The sequence below is a fragment of the Staphylococcus sp. GDY8P45P genome, assembly GCF_017892745.1.
GTDB lineage: Bacteria > Bacillota > Bacilli > Staphylococcales > Staphylococcaceae > Staphylococcus > Staphylococcus cohnii.
Genome location: NZ_JAESLS010000008.1, coordinates 77,669 through 95,745, shown reverse-complemented (window position 1 = coordinate 95,745; position 18,077 = coordinate 77,669). Strand labels below are relative to the sequence as shown.

The following is an 18,077-nucleotide window of genomic DNA, read 5'->3' as shown; positions in this document are numbered from 1 at the left end:
TTCAGTTTTCAATGTTCATTTTAAAATTTCTCAATGGAGCGGGTGATGGGAATCGAACCCACAACATCAGCTTGGAAGGCTGAGGTTTTGCCATTAAACTACACCCGCATATTTTTATAAATGATATGTAAAGTATTTTGATGCGGCCGAGAGGACTTGAACCTCCACGGGATAAATCCCACTAGGCCCTCAACCTAGCGCGTCTGCCATTCCGCCACGGCCGCTCGGTTGACGCTAAAAACTTTCGTTTATCAAGTTAACGTATTTCATTGTAATATGTTTGGAATGTTTTGTCAATAAGTTTTTAAAATTTCTTTAACAAACTTAATAACTCCTTCATTTAATTTCATATTATTTTCGCAACGTTTAATATCATATAACATAAATTATACAACGTCAACACATGCAAATAATAAATTAGAGTAAATATTCATTTTAAGGTGTTTTGTCCACTTAAATACACAATGTTCATATAAATTTGGTTACTTTCATTTAAAAATATCAAATGATAAGTGATTCATATTAAAAAGAGAGTTGAAAAGTATCAACTCTCTTTTTAATTAAATTCACGATTTTAAACACGTTTTTTTTCTATCAGTTTACCTTTACAACGTCCACAAAACATCTTATTTATATTTACTTTTCTTATTCTAGTATATTTCGCACCACAGTTTGAACATTTATAGATGTATCTAACCCTATCTTCATAACTTTCAATTGCTGAACAAAATCTCGGAGAACCTGTCTGTGCACTTAACACCTTGAAATCTTTATCTCTATGCTTATATCCCTTTCCTTGAATATGAAGATGGTAATGACATAATTCATGTTTAATAATATCAATAACGGCATTTTCTCCAAAAGCATCATATTGTTTTTTATTTATTTCTATATTGTGTGTGTTTAGTATATAACGGCCGCCTGTTGTTCTAAGTCGTTTATTAAAATAAGCGCTATGTTTAAAAGGCCTTTCAAAAACTGTGATAGAAATATACTCTGTCAATTTTTGTAGCTTTTCATTATCCATGAGGATCAATCATAGTTAATGAAACTTTCCCTTTCTTGTCATCGATGTCTAATATCCAAACATCGACAATATCTCCAACGCTGACAACATCCATAGGATTTTTAACAAATTTCTTAGATAATTTTGAAATGTGTACAAGTCCATCTTGTTTAACACCTATATCCACAAATGCTCCAAAGTCAACGACATTTCTTACAGTACCACTTAATTTCATATCTTTTGATAAATCTTCTATTGATAAGACATCTGATTTTAAAATTGGTGTCTCAAATTCATCACGAGGATCTCTATTAGGTGCAATTAATGATTTGATAATATCTTCAAGCGTTGGTTTTCCAATGTTTAGTTTTGCAGCCATGTTAGTCAAATCCACATGATTTAATGCCGCTTTCAAATCATCATTTCCTAAATCTTCTGCACCAAAACCGATTTCATTTAACAATTGATAGGTTGCGTGGTAGCTTTCTGGATGAATTGATGTATTATCTAAAGGTTCATTGCCATTTATAATTCTTAGAAAACCAATACTTTGTTCAAATGTTTTAGCACCTAATCTTTTAACTTTGGCAATATCCTTATTATGTTTAATAGGTCCATTTTCTTCACGATATAAAATTATGTTTTGAGCTATAGTAGAAGACAAACCAGAGACATATTGCAGTAATGAACGTGAAGCCGTATTTACATCTACCCCCACTTGGTTAACAGCTGTTTCAACAACAAACGTTAACGCGCCTTCCAATGCTTTTTGATTAACATCATGTTGATATTGACCAACTCCAATTGATTTTGGGTCGATTTTCACAAGTTCACTTAATGGATCTTGCACTCTTCTTCCAATCGAAACAGCACTACGTTCTTCTACTTGAAAATCTGGGAACTCTGAACGAGCGACTTCTGAAGCTGAATAAACGGAAGCTCCAGCTTCGTTAACAATAATAAATTGTGTTTTTAATTTATGTTTCTGAATCATTGAAGCTACAAATTGTTCTGTTTCTCTACTAGCAGTACCATTGCCAATAGCAATTAAATCAACGTCATAATTATTTACAAATTGAACAAATGTTTTTTCCGCGTCTTCTTTTTTATTTACTGGTGGATGGGGATATATAACTCCCTTAGCAATAAAAGTTCCAAAAGGATTTATTACAGCCAATTTACAGCCTGTTCTAAAAGCAGGATCCACTCCTAGAATTTGTTTACCTTTCATTGGTGGTTGTAATAAAAGATTTCTTAAATTCTCACTAAATACATCAATAGCATGATTTTCAGCTTTTTCCGTTAAATCCCCTCTAATTTCCCTTTCGATCGAAGGCATAATTAATCGTTTTAAACTATCAGAAATCGCATTTTCAATGATATTCGAACCATCGTGATGATATATTACTTCATACTTACGAATAAAATTTTCAATTCCCTGAATATCCATTTCTACTTTGACGGTTAATATTTTTTCTTTTTCTCCACGATTGATTGCTAATGTTCTATGGTTAGCAATTTTCTTTATTGGTTCTGAATAATCGTAATACATTGAAAAAATTTCTTGTTCATCTTCAGCATTCTTTTTCTTTTGTGTAACGATTTTCCCGTGTTGGAAAGTATCTTTAAGAATTTTAGTTCTATATTTTGGTTCATCTGAAATTTTTTCAGCGATAATGTCTTGTGCACCTTGTATTGCTTGTTCTACATTTTCTATTTCTTCATTTAAAAATTGTGTTGCTTTTTCTTCTATTGTCATGTCTAAACTAGAGCTTTTAAGCCATTTTGCAAGAGGTTCTAAACCTTTTCTCTTAGCTTCCGTAGCTCTTGTTTTCTTTTTCTGTTTATAAGGTCTATATAAATCTTCAACTCTTTGTAGCTTAGTTTGCTTTAAAATGTCAGTTTTTAATTCTGTAGTCAATAGACCTTGTTCTTCAATATTATGTATAACTTCTTCTTTTCTTTTTTGAAGATTGACCATATATTGGTACTCATCATTAATTTGCTTTATTTCTACTTCATCCAAACCGCCAGTCTGTTCTTTACGATAACGCGCAATAAATGGTACCGTATTTTTTTCTTCAAGCAAAGTTAATACTGCATTTATTTGTTTACTTGAAAATTTATATTTTTCTTTTATAGATTGTATTAAATTACTATCCATAGTATCCTCCACTCATAAATAAAAAAATTAATTACTATTACTAATATATTCTAACATATTACGTAATATTGATTCTTTTTATAAAAGTAAACGAAGTATAAAAAAGCAGAATTCATTAAATGAATTCTGCTTTTAGCATGTATTTTATTGATTTGCTGCTTCTTGCAGTTTTTTTATAGCCGTTCGTTGTAAACGAGATACATGCATTTGACTTAAACCTATTCTTTCACCTGTTTCTTTTTGACTCAAACCTTCAATAAATGTGCACTGTATAATTTCTCTTTCACGCTCAGACAAAATTGGAAGTATTTTTTCTAATATCATACGCTTTTCTGTTAAATCATAATTATCATCTTGTTGCCCCATAATATCTAATAGTGTAACAGTCGAGCCATCTTTATCCGCTTCTATGGAATGGTCTACACTTAAAGCATTGTAACTTTGCCCCATTTCCATAGCTTCGAGCACATCTTCTTCATTGACTTCTAACCTATCAGCAATTTCAGCAATAGAAGGTGAACGCTCTAACTCATTTGTTAACTCATCAGTAACTTTCTTAATACGGGGTCCGATTTCTTTAATTCGTCTTGGAACGTGCACACTCCACGTTTTATCACGTAGATAACGCTTAATCTCACCAATTACAGTTGGTACTAAAAAAGCTTCGAACTTTCTATCAAAAGATAGGTCGAATCGGTTAATTGCGCCAATTAAACCAACCATACCAACCTGAACGAGATCTTCGTGATGAGATTGACCTTTTGAATATTTATATGCCAATGATTCAATCAACTTTTTATAATGTTTAACAAGTTTATCTTGTGCATCTGTATTCTCATTATTTTGATGCTCCATTATCCACTGGTTGATTTGTTCAGGTGATACGTCATTAACTGATTTCGACTCTCTCGCCATTATTTCGCACCTGCTCTTTTTTTATATACTTAATCATACTAATGGTTACACCAGAGTTTTTATCTACTGTAACTTCATCCATTAAAGATTCAATTAAAAATAAACCAAGACCTCCTTCTCTAAGGAAATCTATATTTTCATTATCTTTGTATGGTCCTAATTTTGCTTTAGTTTCTTCATAATCAAAACTTTCACCTTGATCGGAAATAACTATTTTAATTTTATCATCGAAAATTTCAAAACAAAGGTTAATCATACCTATATCTGTAGCATCGTTTTTATATGCATGTTTTACTGCATTTGTTACTGCTTCACTCACTGCTATTTTGGCATCTTCTATATCGTCATATGAAGCTCCAGCACGAGAAAATACACCTGATAATGTCAAACGTATTAAGCTTACATACTCTGCTGATGCTGGTAAACGCATTTCTATATAATCTTGTTTAAGTTGCATGTTATTCGACCTCCGTTCCTTCATTAACATGCATCAAATCTTTTAAACCTGTGATATCAAATAGTCGACTTATTCGATCTGAAGCACCTAATATATATAATTCTTTATCATTTTGATTTAAAGCTTTTAATGTTCCTACAAATAGCCCTAAACCAGTTGAATCCATATAACTTACATTTTCCAAATTTACATATATGTCATGCGTTCCCTCTTGTCTCATCGGCACGAGTACCTCTTCAAGTTCTGGAACAGTATAAACATCTAATTCTCCGCCAACTTTGACTTCATAATGTGTATCATGTGATATTGTTTCAATATTTAGATTCATAAATTACACTCCTAAGCATAGTCTCATTAATAACCGTTATACCCTTTTATTTTAATCATTAATCTTCTCTAATTCACTCTTTTTATAATCAATATTGTTAAATCATCTCTTTTTTCTGGATTCTGTATTTTTAAAATTGCCTCATATAAAAGTTGAACGATATCTTGTGGATGCATATGTTTATACTTTTTTATCATGTCGAGTAGATAACTTTTATCTAAAAAGTCGCCTGCTTCATTTCTAACTTCAGTGACACCATCTGTAAAAATGATGACTAAGTCATCTAAATGAACTGGTATTTCTTGCTGATTGTATCTTGTTTGTTGGCTGACACCTAAAACACGACCTCTCACTTTAATTTCTTCGAATGTTTCAGTTTCAGCTCTATAAATATACCCCGGTTCATGGCCGGCAGAACTACAATATAACAAGTGATTTAACTCTTCATATAATCCATAAAACATCGTTACGAACATATTTTGATTCACATTTTTTTCTACTACGCGATTCAATCTTTTAAGCCCATCGCTTGGCAATTGTGAATGTCCATATGAATCCATACCAAATTTGATCATACTCATAGCTAAAGCAGCAGGTATACCTTTACCTATAACATCTGCTACCGCAAAGCTCATTGTACCATCTTTATGATCTATTAAATTAAAGTAATCACCGCTCACCTTTTGCGCCGCTACAGAAATTACACCGATTTGTATACTATCAAATTGAGGAATATCAGTCTTAAGCATAGTTTGTTGTAAACGAGATGCTAAGTCGATTTCTTTATCATGATATTGTAATCGATTTACAAGATCTTGATAATCTCTATAATTATAGCCAAATCCTTTTACTACCTCTTTAAGCACATTGAATGTTTGAGTAATTTGTTCATTATCTAACTCTAAGACTTGAACATAATTTTTATGAATTTCAACGATGTCTTCAGGTAGTAAGTCTTTTCTTTTCACTTCTTCAGTAAAGCATTCACACTTTTTTAATAAATCTGTCTCATTTACTGTGTGTAGACTTTCGTCAATTAGCGCTTTATATTGATTTTTGAACTCTTTCACTCAGTATTTCCTCCTCAAAATGCAAATATAAATCGCATACATCGGTTTTAACATGAATATATTCTGTTATATGTATGTGTATTAAATGATTAAACAAGCAATACAGTTTTTATTTCTAGCAAAACAAAATATTTTTAAATATATGATTTACGTTGATATCGAAAAAAGCTTTAGGATAACCTAAAGCTTTTCAACTTAAACATCCTATTCAAAAATATTTGATTACAAACACATGATATGTTTTCTCTGTTCTATTTCAAATTATCTTGCGATTAAGTGTTTGTTGCATGTATAAGGAATTGATGTCTATCATTCGTTATTTTATTACGCTCGCTTTTAAAAATTATGTTCTATGATTTCTAATATTATGTAAACCTAGACTAATATCTATAGCATTATTAACTTCTTGCATTTTTTCTTCAGATAAATATGTCAGCTTTTCTTTTAATCTATTTTTATCTAAAGTCCGTATTTGCTCTAACAATATAACAGAATCTTTGTCGAGTTTATACTTGCTTTTTTCTATTTCTACATGTGTGGGTATTTTAGCCTTATTAATCCTACCTGTAATTGCAGCTACAATTACGGTAGGACTATACTTGTTACCAGTATCATTTTGTATAATGACTACGGGTCTTATTCCCCCTTGTTCAGAACCCTGTACTGGTGACAAATCAGCTAAATAAACGTCTCCTCTTCTCATCATTCATTGTTATTCTTAGATATAATGTAGACTTCATTGCAATCGCAAGCTTCACATTCAAATGGAAATGCTTCCGCCGCAAGGGAGAGATTCAAGTCAGCCATTTGAGAATAGCCTTCTTTTAAAAGTTGTTCAATACTATGATTTCTGTTTTGATTAAAACTTGCCATGAATAAAGACCTCCATGTGACTAAAATAGAATATATTGAGATTTCTTGTTAGATATATAATAACAAATTTTAAATACAGTGACTATACTATTTTAGTAATTCATTGAGGATTTCTAGGTCTTGGGTACCATAATATATACGTGGTAACCTTCTGTTTAAACGACATAAAACTTCATAATTGATTGTATGTTGTTGATATGCCAGCGCTTCCACAGATTGTTGACTGTCTGAATGATGATCCAACAATATCACTTTATCTCCTGTTTGAATTTCTTCTGGAATTTTAATAATTATTTGATCCATGCAAACTTTTCCAATAATTTCACATTGTCTGCCATTAACATTGACAGAAAATCCGGTCATCATTCTTGGAAAACCATCTGCATATCCAACGGGAATGATACCTATTTTTGTAGGTTCTGTTGCTGTATAAATACTGCCATAACTTACAGATTCTCCATGTTGTAAGACTTTTGTTTGTACAATTTCACTAATCCATTGTGCGCTTGGTTTTAAATGTATTTTCACACTGTCTTTGACATATCCTGAGGGATAGTAACCATATAATGATATACCCACCCGTACTGTATTACAGAATTGGCTATCTTTCATCAATGCACCTGCAGAATTTTGTGAATGTATATATTGTGGTTTTTCATCTTCTTTTACAATTGATTCAAATAAACTTTGTTGCTGATTCATCGATTCTCCAGGTTCATCTGCACATGCAAAATGTGTAAACACGCCTTCAAATACTAAATGCTCATGATTATTAATCAGCTCAATAACTTCTTTGTACTCATTTGTATCTTTAATACCTAATCTTCCCATACCAGTATCTATTTTTACGTGCAACCATAAATCTTTGTCGTTATCTACTGGAATTTCTTCTAATGCTTCAACTAACCATGCTTTTGATGGAACAGTAATGGCTACACGGTGTTGTATAGCTTTATTTATATTATATGTAGGTATAACTCCCAGTATTAAAATTTTGGCATCTATACCGTGCATTCTTAATTCTATCGCTTCATCTAAAGTTGCTACGCCAAAAAAATCAGCCCCATGATCCATTAGATGACGCGCTATTTTCACACTACCAAGCCCATAAGCATTTGCTTTTACGATTGGTATCACCGTTTTATTTGGATGTAATTTTTGAAAAACCTGAAAATTTGCCACAATTGCATTTAAATCTACGTTTAAATAGGTGGATCTATAATACTTATCAGTCATGAAACGAGACCTCCATTTCAAAAAATAAAATTACGCTTTGACATACATTAAGTTAAGTTTATAACAATTAAATAGAGATAGCCAAATCTTTATATTAAAATAGTTTTATTTTTCTATAATGACTTGACTCATCGCGTAATGTTCTGTGTGTGTAATACTTACATGAACTGTAAAACCATCATAATTTATACATGGTTTACCAAGTTCATCATTAAAACAGTCAATTTCATTTAATGCAATCTTTTTTCCGAGTCCGGTACCAAGCGCTTTGCTAAAAGCTTCTTTACAGGTAAACCTTCCCGCTAAAAATTCTATTTTACGAGCTTCGCTTTTAAACTGGTGAAAGCAATTTTGCTCATTTTTTGACAAAACACGTTCTACTAATTTGTCTTGTCTGTGGTAAAGTTTTTTTATTCTATCAATTTCAATTAAATCAATGCCAATACCATATATCATTAGCTGCTCCTAACTTTCTATGACAAGTATTTATATTATAAACTTTGTTGCATAGAATGATTACCATTTTTTATTTCTTGCTTTAAAGCATTTGCTTTATTTTTGTCAATTAACTTTATTTCAGTATTCCCACCAGCTGTAGACAAGGTTAAACTCGCTAAATTATATTTTCGCATTAAGATACCTTCACGTGTATCTACATTTTGAATACGAAACAAAGGGATGTTCACTACATTAACAAACCACAAACCATTTCTAACCGTTATTTCTTGGTTTTCTAGCTTATATCTAAATATTTTATATCTATAAATTGGTGCTATAATCCCACCAACAATTATAACAATTAATGCAAGTGTGATATTTATCGTCCATAACCAAAACAATACTTTAGAGCTTATGAAATGTAGCCATATTTTATCAATTATTGTAACAATTGATAAAATTAAAATTAATAGGATTACTGTAATTATAGAACTAATACGCATTGCTGTTTTACCAGATTTATCCATATAACTATATTCATTCATCAAAATCACCTCTCAAATACCACGACTTTAGTTTCTCCACATTAGTAACCTCACTATATTTCAATCCTATTTCTGCGCTACCAGCAGCTTTAGCAATTATAAACTTAAAGTTCGATAGACTACTACGAATTAGAAAAGGATTTTCTGACATTTGCATCCCTAATAATTTATTGTGTTTAAAGTATGTGCTTTTAAAGCCAAACATGGTTACATTCCGTACAACTAATTCATCACGATTTAAGTTTAAGCCTGAATACTTAATAACGATAAAGCTGTGAAGAATCATTAATAAAATTAAGCACCCTGCAATGACAAACGACCAGACAGACCAATAATAAGTAGCAATCGCTGCACCTATAAGTAATACAAGTGACTCTCTCCAAAAATATCTATGAAACCCTCTCCAAGGCATGCCTAGTTTCGGTTTAGTGAACTTCATGTCTGGAATAAGTTGCTTTATAAGTTCAAATGCTTTTTTTCTCTTAATAAATGGCAAGATCATAACATTACCACCTAGTGTAACATCATCTTTATCTAGACTGTCCATGTCACTGGTAATAACGAAATGAATTGAAGTATAGCCGAATAACTTCCTTAAAAATGATTGACGTTCTACGATTGCTTGCACTCGGTCAGTGGGTACAGTAATGCTTTTAACATTAAACAAACCATATTGAATATTTAATTGTGTACCTTGCTGCGTAACCGTATAATTGAAATTTCTTATTATCTCAATGACAGTTCCAAAAATATAACTTGCTACAATGACCAATACAACAATCATTAAAATAATCATAAACGTAGCTTGAAAGATTTCAGAAAATGTATCTGTAATTTTGTCCCAAGGTATAATGTCATTAAGTGCAAACATAATTGGTGAAAGTGTTGCAAAAGCTACACCAATTACACCACTCGTTAAAGCCATAAATAAAAGTTCTTTAAAATTTAATTTATAGATATTAATAGCGGGTGACTGCATATTTTGCTCTTTTTCAGTATCCTGCTCTGCAAACGAACTATCAGTGTCACTGATTTCGCTATTTTGAGTTAAGCTTTGTTGTTTTTCTTTTAAGGTTTGCTGGATAAAATCACTTTGCTTTTTTGATACAGTATCTAACTCTATACCATCACTTGGTGTTTTAATTTGAAGTATTACCCCACCAACAATTTGATTAATAATACCTTGTGAGGTATCTAGCGTTTGAATTCTCCGTATATTTAACTCTTTTTTTTCTTTGCTAAAAATACCTGTAGCCAAGATAAAATGATCATTTTCAATCCAGTACCTAGTGTTATAAACCTTTAATATTTGTAATACAAACGAGATTAAAAAAATAATAGTAACAATTCCTGGATAAATATATGATTTATAATCAGTAAAATCAAAGTTACGTAAATTAAAAACTAAAAAAATGATAATTAAAATAATATTTTGTTTAATCGCTTCTATTATTCCAGTAATATAAGAAATTGGATGTAATTTTTGAGGACTATACATCGTAATCAGCTCCTCGTAAGTATTCTAAAATGTTATGTTCAAATACTTCAATTTCCTTTGTTAACATCAATGGGAAATCGAGTGAATGTCCAGCTGTCATCAAAGTTAGCTTTGATATATGTAATTGTCTTAATAATGGATTGCTTTTTCTTTTTAAAAATTGTGTACGCTCAAATTTAACAATTTCATACTTTTTAAAAAATAATCCCTTTTTTATTTCAATATAGTGGTCTTTTACACAATAAAATGTGTATTTATACTTCAACCAAGGTCTTAATAGCATATAGATAACATCAAATAGTATTATTGCAATAAATATGTAAATTAAAAAATGCCACCAATTATAATGACTCCATAAAAACACTAATGCCACCATAAATATTAAACTAACAATCAATTCAATAACTTCAAGTATGTAATAATATCTCATTGCTTGCTTAGGGCTTCGCCTAAATTGTTGGTCGTTAGTCATAATTACACTCCTTAATAAAATTTTTCAATTCATTATAACATAGCGATATGCTTGCTTCATTATAGTCTTAGAACTAGATGATCATTCAAATAGTTTCTAATTGTTTTTATAGTTATATACATTTTCTAATCGTTTTTAACGCGTCTGGGTTACTTTAAGATATAAAAAAGTCACCCCAATAAATTGGAGTGACTAAACCTAAAATTCATATATGATAAAGTATTTTATTTTTTATGGTCGGCGAATGTGCGACCCTTCATTGATTTTTTGTTGTTTCTATCTGATGATCTATCATTTTTCTTTTTATTGTTGAAGCCGCCTTTATTTGGACGACGATTTCTGCTATCGAATTTGCCGCCACCACGTTTATGGTTTCCACCGCCACGTTTTGGTCCACCTTTACCTTGACGACCTTTGCCTCGAGATAATGGTTTTTCAAATGTTAATTGAACATCAACTTCATCGTTTGATTCAACTAACTCTTGTAGTAATGCTGCTACTAAATTCACATCATTATATTCTTCAAGTAATTCTGTTGCAATACGCTCTAATCTTGGTTCGCTATCTCTTGACATCCAGTTTTGAACTTTACCTTTAATGTCGTCTTCACGTGCTTTAAGCACTTCTTTACGATGAGGTGGTCTCAATGCTGTCATTTGTCGTTTGTTTGCTTGTTCAATTTGACGGATATAATCCATTTCAATTGGGTTAACAAAAGTGATTGCTACACCTTTTTTACCAGCACGACCTGTACGGCCAATTCTGTGTGTATAACTTTCTGTATCTTGAGGTATATCAAAGTTGTAAACATGACTCACGCCAGATATATCAAGGCCTCTTGCTGCAACATCTGTAGCAACTAAGATATCCAATTGATCGTTTTTAAATTTTTTCAATACTTCTAAACGTTTAGCCTGTGTGATATCACCATGTAAACCTTCAGCTTTATAACCTTTTGAAATTAACGCACTTGTTAGTTCGTCAACACGACGTTTAGTACGACCAAAAACAATTGCTAACTCTGGTTGATGTACATCTAAGAAATTTGTAAATGTATCAAATTTTTCTAATTCTTTTACAATTGTGTAATATTCATCTATTTGAGGATCTGACATCTCATTATTCATAGTTTTAACAATTTCTGGTGATTTCATAAATTGTTGCACTAATGTTTGAATAGCTTTTGGCATTGTTGCTGAAAACAGCATTGTTTGACGTTGTGATGCTGGTATTTTATCCATAATAAATTTCATATCATCAATAAAGCCCATATTCATCATTTCATCAGCTTCATCTAATATTAATGTATGAATATCGTTTGTTTTCAATGTACGACGATTTAAATGATCGATAACACGTCCAGGTGTACCTACAACAATTTGTGGTCCCTTTTTAAGTGATTTAATTTGACGATCTATTGGCATGCCACCAAATACAGTTACTATTTGTACATTTTGACCTGTCGCAAACGTTCTAAGTGATTCAGCAACTTGCATCGCCAATTCTCTTGTTGGTGCTAATATTAATGATTGAACTCCATCTTGTCCTGCCACTTTCTCAATAAGTGGAATACCAAAAGCGCCTGTTTTTCCTGTACCTGTTTGCGCTTGACCAAGAACATCCTTACCTTCTAAGGCAAGAGGGATACTCTCTTTTTGTATAGGAGTGGCCTCATCGAACCCCATTGATACTAGGGTTTCTACCGTTTTATCTGAGATCCCTAATTCTTTAAAATTTTGCAATATAATTCTCCTTTATTTATCTGTATTTCTCTACATATATGTTCATCTAAGTTTCTTCAACTTCTTTATAGTACCACCTCAAGTCTATAATCGCAATAAACCAAATTTATTATAATGGTCTAAATTTCCACATTTATAATCACATTATACTGATAAAATACTGTGATATATAGGTTGTAAGCGTTTAATTTTATTTTTCGGTATTTATTTTTTTCTTTCGAAAAAAATTTGTAGATTAATTTATCTTGATAATTATTAGCAATTTTCAAATATTTAGTAACTTAAATATACTGATTCAAGTTATTAAATATTGCTACATACTATTTTTTAAACAAACAAAAAATAAAACACCACTATTTTCATTATTAAAAGTGATGAAAAATGTGGTGTCTATAATTTTAAATTAGTGCTTCTACAACTTCTTCTAATTGCATCCCTCTTGAACCTTTTATTAATATTTTATCTTGTGGTTCAATATTTGCTTTTAATGACTTAATCAATGCTGTTTTATCTGTATAGTGTTCCGCGGACTTTACAAATGTTTTACCTGTATGATGAATGTGGGCCGCTTCTTTTCCATAAGTATATAACGCATCGATTTGTTTATTAACTAAATAATCTCCAACCGCTTCATGCATTATTTGGCTGTCAGGACCCAATTCTAAGACATCACCCAATACAAGTATTTTTCGGCCTTCCATACTACTGAGTGTATCAATTGCCGCTTTCATGCTAGTTGGACTAGCATTATATGCATCATTAATAACAAGTATACCTGAATCAGTATGATGTTGCTCCATTCTCATACCTGTGAGTTGAACATCTTGAATATTTTGATATATCGTTTCGTAACTCAGATTCAATCTTTTACCAACAGCAATAGCTATAGTCGCATTTTTCATATTATGTTCACCTAAGATAGGTAATTCATAATTTTCAGCTCCATTAATATTAAAAACAATACCTGTATCATCTATATTGTCAATTTGACAGACCAAATCATTATTTTCTTTTTTACCTATACTGATTAAATCTAAATCCACTAATTTATCAACATGCGGCTTTAATAATGGTTCATCACCATCATAAATAAATAAGCCATGAGGTTTAAGGCCAATTGTAATTTCGGATTTAGCTTTCGCTATACCTTCACGCGATCCTAAATCTTGCATATGTGATTCACCAATATTAGTAATGATTGCAATATCTGGATTAACTAATTGTGATAATGCTTCAATTTCATGAAAACCTGACATACCCATTTCTAAAATAGAAATTTCTGTGTCTTGATCTAATTGCAAAATGGTTAATGGCATACCGATTTCATTGTTATAATTTCCTTGCGTTTTTTTCACTTTGAATTGAGGCTTCAATACACTTTCAATCATATCTTTAGTCGTTGTTTTACCGTTAGACCCAGTAACAGCAATCACATGCGGATTAACAAACGCCAAATATGCTTTGGCTAATTGCTGCAATGCTTCCAATGTATCATCTACCCAAATAATCGGACCGGAAATTTGAGGATCTAATACGCTGTCTTTCTGATAAAATGCTGCACCAGCACCATCTTTCAATGCTTGATTCACAAATTTATGTCCATCTACGTGTTCTCCTTTAAATGGAATAAATAAATTTTGTTCGTCAATTTTTCTTGAGTCTATAGAAACACCTTTAATTGTGTAATCTAAATAATCATTATTAATCTCACAAGGAATCCATTCTTGGATTTGTTCTAAAGTTACTTCAATCATGATTTAACCGCCTCAGTCAATTTTGTATTTATTTTTCTTTTTATCTTCGTGTTTTTCTTTTGCTAATTCAATTAATTTACTTATGAGTTCTGCATAGCTGACACCCATATTTTCCCACAAACTTGGATACATACTATAAGCAGTGAAACCAGGCATTGCATTTGTTTCATTAATAAAAATTTGATTATCTTCAGTTACAAAGAAATCTGCACGTAATAATCCTGAACAATCTGTTGCTTTAAAAGCTTCTACAGCCATATTTCTTAAAGTCATTTTCACTTCATCATTTAAGTCAGCTGGAATATCTAATTTGATTTTCCCATCTTTATATTTAGCTTTATAATCATAAAAGGCAACATCTTTAACTACCTCGCCAGGCCATGTCGTTTCAGGATAATCATTACCTAAGACAGCAACTTCAATTTCTCTAGCATCGATGCCTTGCTCAATCACTAATTTACGATCGAATTGAAATGCTTCTTCTATACCTCTTTTTAATTCTTCCTCATCGTTACACTTACTAATACCTACGCTTGAGCCTAAATTCGCAGGTTTCACAAATACAGGGTATTCTAACTTATCATGTACTAATTTAAGAATATTGTTTTCATATTTTTGATATTCGCTTCTTAAGAAACTTACATAGGGTAACTGAGGTAATCCTCTATGTGCAAATAGTTGTTTCATCACAAGCTTATCCATTGAACTTGAGGCTGCTAACACACCATTACCAACATATGGTATATCTAATACTTCAAATAAACCTTGAATTGTCCCATCTTCACCATTCGGTCCATGTAATAATGGGAAAACTGCACTATATGCTGTGCCTAGGCTTCCTTCATTCAATAATTTGGAAATTTCTCCAGCAGGAACTTCTGCTAATCGTAACGTATCTATGTCATCTATAGGATCTACGATATTTTCTTTCTTTTTCCAATCACCATCGTTTGTTATGTAAATAATGTCCACTTGATATTTTTCTTTATCAATCGCATTTAAGACATTTTGTGCTGTTAATATTGAAACATCATGTTCAGCACTTTTACCTCCATATACGATACAAACATTTTCTTTAGCCATATTTTAGCCTCCATATAGAATTCTTAAACTACATCATATCACGATTTATTAGCATTTTGCATTTGTTATGTAGTAGTAAAATCATTGTTTTTTATTAGTATATTGAAGTTTTTTAAGTATTTAAAGTGAAAACTTTAAATACTCGCACAATAATTATTTAAGTTTTACATACCCTACTTCTAGCAAAATCGTATAAAGTTCGGTAAAATCTATATATACTACATATTATTGAAATAATAGTTTTCCAAAGGAGTAAGAAATGAATACTTCACGTCAATCAAAAAATAATCATTGGATCCGAAAAATAGACTGGATTTTAGTTGGCTTCATCGCATTATTCGCTATCATTAGTATTACATTAATTAGTTCTGCTATGGGTGGAGGCCAATATAGCGCTAACTTTAGTATACGTCAGATATTATATTATGTTTTTGGAGCAATCATCGCATTGTTAATAATGTTAATTTCACCTAAAAAACTTATGAAATATACATATTTACTTTATATTATACTTTGTTTCTCATTGTTATTATTACTGATTATTCCAGAAACTCCCATCACACCGATTATTAATGGAGCAAAAAGTTGGTATACATTTGGTCCAATCAGTGTCCAACCATCTGAATTTATGAAAATAGTTATGATTTTAGCATTAGCTAAAATTGTAACAAAACATAATCAATTTACTTTTAACAAATCTTTAGAAACTGATTTTAAATTATTCTTTAAAATTATCGGTATAGCCTTTATACCAATGGTACTTATATTATTGCAAAATGATTTAGGTACGACACTAGTTATTTTTGCGATTATTATCGGGGTTATGATAATCAGTGGAATAACGTGGAAAATACTAGCCCCTTTATTAATAGGTGCAGTCGTTATCGCGTCGACAGTAATATTATCAATAATTTATAAACCTTCTATTTTAGAAAATAGTTTCGGCATTCAACCTTATCAATTAAGCCGTATCAATTCTTGGCTCGATCCTTATACTTATAGTAGTGGGGATGGATTTCATTTAACTGAGTCACTTAAAGCGATTGGATCTGGTCAATTATTTGGAAAGGGATTCAATCAAGGTGAAGTTTATATTCCAGAAAATCACACTGATTTTATTTTCTCGGTTATCGGGGAAGAATTTGGTTTTATAGGATCTGTCATTTTGATATTGATTTTTCTAGCGTTTATTTTTCATCTAGTACGACTTGCTACTAAAATAGAATTACCATTTAGTAAAATTTTCATCATTGGATTTACGACTATGATACTATTCCATATCTTAGAAAATATTGGTATGACTATTCAACTATTACCAATTACTGGTATACCATTACCATTTATTAGTTATGGTGGTAGCTCATTATGGAGTTTAATGTGTGGTATAGGTGTTATATTATCAATTTATTACCACCAATCTAGACAATATACAACACAAAACAAATAAATACTTATCTCAAACTGTCGACAAAGTCTCCGACTTTGTCGGCAGTTTTTTGTACACGCTTTCCGCGGGCACTGCCTTAGCCTGTAGTCTTCGGCTAGTGCGATTCCGCAGGAGTCGGCTCAAATCACTGCCAATATTATACGAAAAATATTATAATATATATAAATTAAACAGTGGTGGTGTTTATTTTGTTGAATAAATCAATTGATAAAAGATAGATCAAGATGTTTCCAACGCTTTTATTTATGAATTTGAACTTACCATTCAATCACACGCACTAAATGAGCTATGAAGCAATCTAATTTATTTAAAATGATTGCTTCTGTCCAACCATTTAAGACTGGCTGTCAATATAACAATAAGAGGCTGAGACAATAAATTTGTCTCAGCCTCTTAAATTTTGCATATATACTTTATTCTTAGTACGGGTAACTCACTATTTCAATTCGTTAGCGGCTTTCACAGTCGTTGGTAAAGTATGCATGACTTCTAATCTTGATTTAGTTTTCTTTATGTTTACCCCTAATGATGATAATAGTTTAACTACATTTTGAATCTTTTCGTTATCTTTACTCATATCATCACTCCTAACTTCTAGCTTCTATTCTATTTTACCCTATTTATTTACAAATTACTACATGTTATTGAAATTTTCTTTATTTTTATAAAATAATTTTTGTTTTATTACGTAGTTTTAAAATTTTCACTTAATAATTATTTTAACTATTAAAATTCAAAAATAGAATATAAGTTAGTGCGAGTTTATTGATAATTTCATACCAATCTTATATGACATGATATGCGTAAGATAACATTTCAATAGCATTGGCAAACTTAATATAAAATTTCAAATCCTAAATCATATATGTCTTTTTCTAAATTGTTTAAACTCGCTGGTGTTTCAAATTCTATAAACACTTGAGCTTTTTCAATATCAACTAAGACATGGTTCACACCGATGATTTGTGATAATTTATTTTCTATTTGAAGCTTATCTTGTTTATGGTTTATTTTACTTAAATAAATAATTTGTGATTCCATTAACGTCA

General features: G+C 31.1%; 19 protein-coding genes and 2 tRNA genes. 1 reads left to right on the top strand and 20 read right to left on the bottom strand.

What is annotated here, in order from left to right:
- Window positions 1-34: 34 nt before the first annotated feature.
- The 18 genes from KA873_RS09840 to KA873_RS09755 form a co-directional block, all read right to left on the bottom strand.
- Window positions 35-108: transfer RNA gene (locus tag KA873_RS09840), tRNA-Gly, on the bottom strand.
- 33 nt (window positions 109-141) lie between these two features.
- Window positions 142-224: transfer RNA gene (locus tag KA873_RS09835), tRNA-Leu, on the bottom strand.
- Between the two features lie 350 nt (window positions 225-574).
- On the bottom strand, window positions 575-1,027 hold the full coding sequence (locus KA873_RS09830; protein WP_107505347.1) for a SprT family protein: 453 nt from the start codon (window positions 1,025-1,027) through the stop codon (window positions 575-577).
- Window positions 1,020-3,170 carry a Tex family protein gene (locus KA873_RS09825; RefSeq protein WP_107505346.1) on the bottom strand — a complete coding sequence of 717 codons (2,151 nt, stop codon included), beginning with the start codon at window positions 3,168-3,170 and terminating at the stop codon, window positions 1,020-1,022. Before KA873_RS09825 ends, KA873_RS09830 begins: the two co-directional genes overlap by 8 nt.
- A 144-nt stretch (window positions 3,171-3,314) precedes the next feature.
- Window positions 3,315-4,085 carry an RNA polymerase sigma factor SigB gene (sigB, locus tag KA873_RS09820; RefSeq protein WP_107384537.1) on the bottom strand — a complete coding sequence of 257 codons (771 nt, stop codon included), beginning with the start codon at window positions 4,083-4,085 and terminating at the stop codon, window positions 3,315-3,317.
- The gene (rsbW, locus tag KA873_RS09815) at window positions 4,060-4,542 is read right to left on the bottom strand and encodes an anti-sigma B factor RsbW (RefSeq protein WP_019468013.1); all 483 of its coding nucleotides are present in this window, start codon (window positions 4,540-4,542) and stop codon (window positions 4,060-4,062) included. Before rsbW ends, sigB begins: the two co-directional genes overlap by 26 nt.
- A gap of 1 nt (window position 4,543) precedes the next feature.
- Complete coding sequence (locus tag KA873_RS09810; RefSeq protein WP_019468012.1) at window positions 4,544-4,870, bottom strand: anti-sigma factor antagonist; 327 nt, start codon at window positions 4,868-4,870, stop codon at window positions 4,544-4,546.
- 68 nt (window positions 4,871-4,938) lie between these two features.
- Complete coding sequence (locus KA873_RS09805; RefSeq protein WP_210140277.1) at window positions 4,939-5,940, bottom strand: SpoIIE family protein phosphatase; 1,002 nt, start codon at window positions 5,938-5,940, stop codon at window positions 4,939-4,941.
- 343 nt (window positions 5,941-6,283) lie between these two features.
- Entirely contained in the window at window positions 6,284-6,646 is a 363-nt protein-coding gene (locus tag KA873_RS09800) for a type II toxin-antitoxin system PemK/MazF family toxin (protein ID WP_019468010.1), read from the bottom strand.
- On the bottom strand, window positions 6,643-6,813 hold the full coding sequence (mazE, locus tag KA873_RS09795; RefSeq protein ID WP_019468009.1) for a type II toxin-antitoxin system antitoxin MazE: 171 nt from the start codon (window positions 6,811-6,813) through the stop codon (window positions 6,643-6,645). Before mazE ends, KA873_RS09800 begins: the two co-directional genes overlap by 4 nt.
- Window positions 6,814-6,900: 87 nt before the next feature.
- Entirely contained in the window at window positions 6,901-8,049 is a 1,149-nt protein-coding gene (alr, locus tag KA873_RS09790) for an alanine racemase (RefSeq protein ID WP_107386317.1), read from the bottom strand.
- Between the two features lie 105 nt (window positions 8,050-8,154).
- The gene (acpS, locus tag KA873_RS09785; RefSeq protein WP_107384540.1) at window positions 8,155-8,505 is read right to left on the bottom strand and encodes a holo-ACP synthase; all 351 of its coding nucleotides are present in this window, start codon (window positions 8,503-8,505) and stop codon (window positions 8,155-8,157) included.
- Between the two features lie 35 nt (window positions 8,506-8,540).
- Window positions 8,541-9,032: a PH domain-containing protein gene (locus KA873_RS09780; protein WP_107505381.1), complete on the bottom strand. Its 492-nt coding sequence runs from the start codon at window positions 9,030-9,032 to the stop codon at window positions 8,541-8,543.
- Window positions 9,025-10,530, bottom strand: coding sequence for a PH domain-containing protein (locus KA873_RS09775; RefSeq protein ID WP_107384542.1), 1,506 nt, complete (start codon window positions 10,528-10,530; stop codon window positions 9,025-9,027). Before KA873_RS09775 ends, KA873_RS09780 begins: the two co-directional genes overlap by 8 nt.
- Window positions 10,523-11,002: a PH domain-containing protein gene (locus KA873_RS09770; RefSeq protein ID WP_107384543.1), complete on the bottom strand. Its 480-nt coding sequence runs from the start codon at window positions 11,000-11,002 to the stop codon at window positions 10,523-10,525. Before KA873_RS09770 ends, KA873_RS09775 begins: the two co-directional genes overlap by 8 nt.
- Before the next feature lie 224 nt (window positions 11,003-11,226).
- The gene (gene cshA / locus KA873_RS09765; RefSeq protein ID WP_107384544.1) at window positions 11,227-12,744 is read right to left on the bottom strand and encodes a degradosome RNA helicase CshA; all 1,518 of its coding nucleotides are present in this window, start codon (window positions 12,742-12,744) and stop codon (window positions 11,227-11,229) included.
- A 398-nt stretch (window positions 12,745-13,142) separates the two neighbouring features.
- The gene (locus KA873_RS09760; RefSeq protein WP_107384545.1) at window positions 13,143-14,498 is read right to left on the bottom strand and encodes a UDP-N-acetylmuramoyl-tripeptide--D-alanyl-D-alanine ligase; all 1,356 of its coding nucleotides are present in this window, start codon (window positions 14,496-14,498) and stop codon (window positions 13,143-13,145) included.
- A 12-nt stretch (window positions 14,499-14,510) separates the two neighbouring features.
- Complete coding sequence (locus KA873_RS09755; RefSeq protein ID WP_107384546.1) at window positions 14,511-15,581, bottom strand: D-alanine--D-alanine ligase; 1,071 nt, start codon at window positions 15,579-15,581, stop codon at window positions 14,511-14,513.
- 259 nt (window positions 15,582-15,840) lie between these two features.
- Between KA873_RS09755 and KA873_RS09750 the strand changes: the two genes are divergently transcribed.
- Entirely contained in the window at window positions 15,841-17,028 is a 1,188-nt protein-coding gene (locus KA873_RS09750; protein WP_107384547.1) for an FtsW/RodA/SpoVE family cell cycle protein, read from the top strand.
- Window positions 17,029-17,464: 436 nt separating this feature from the next.
- Here KA873_RS09750 and KA873_RS09745 read toward each other — a convergent pair whose 3' ends face one another.
- Window positions 17,465-17,605 carry an Lmo0850 family protein gene (locus KA873_RS09745; protein ID WP_002482742.1) on the bottom strand — a complete coding sequence of 47 codons (141 nt, stop codon included), beginning with the start codon at window positions 17,603-17,605 and terminating at the stop codon, window positions 17,465-17,467.
- 257 nt (window positions 17,606-17,862) lie between these two features.
- Window positions 17,863-18,069, bottom strand: coding sequence for a putative copper chaperone CsoZ (csoZ, locus tag KA873_RS09740; protein ID WP_107384548.1), 207 nt, complete (start codon window positions 18,067-18,069; stop codon window positions 17,863-17,865).
- Window positions 18,070-18,077: the final 8 nt, after the last annotated feature.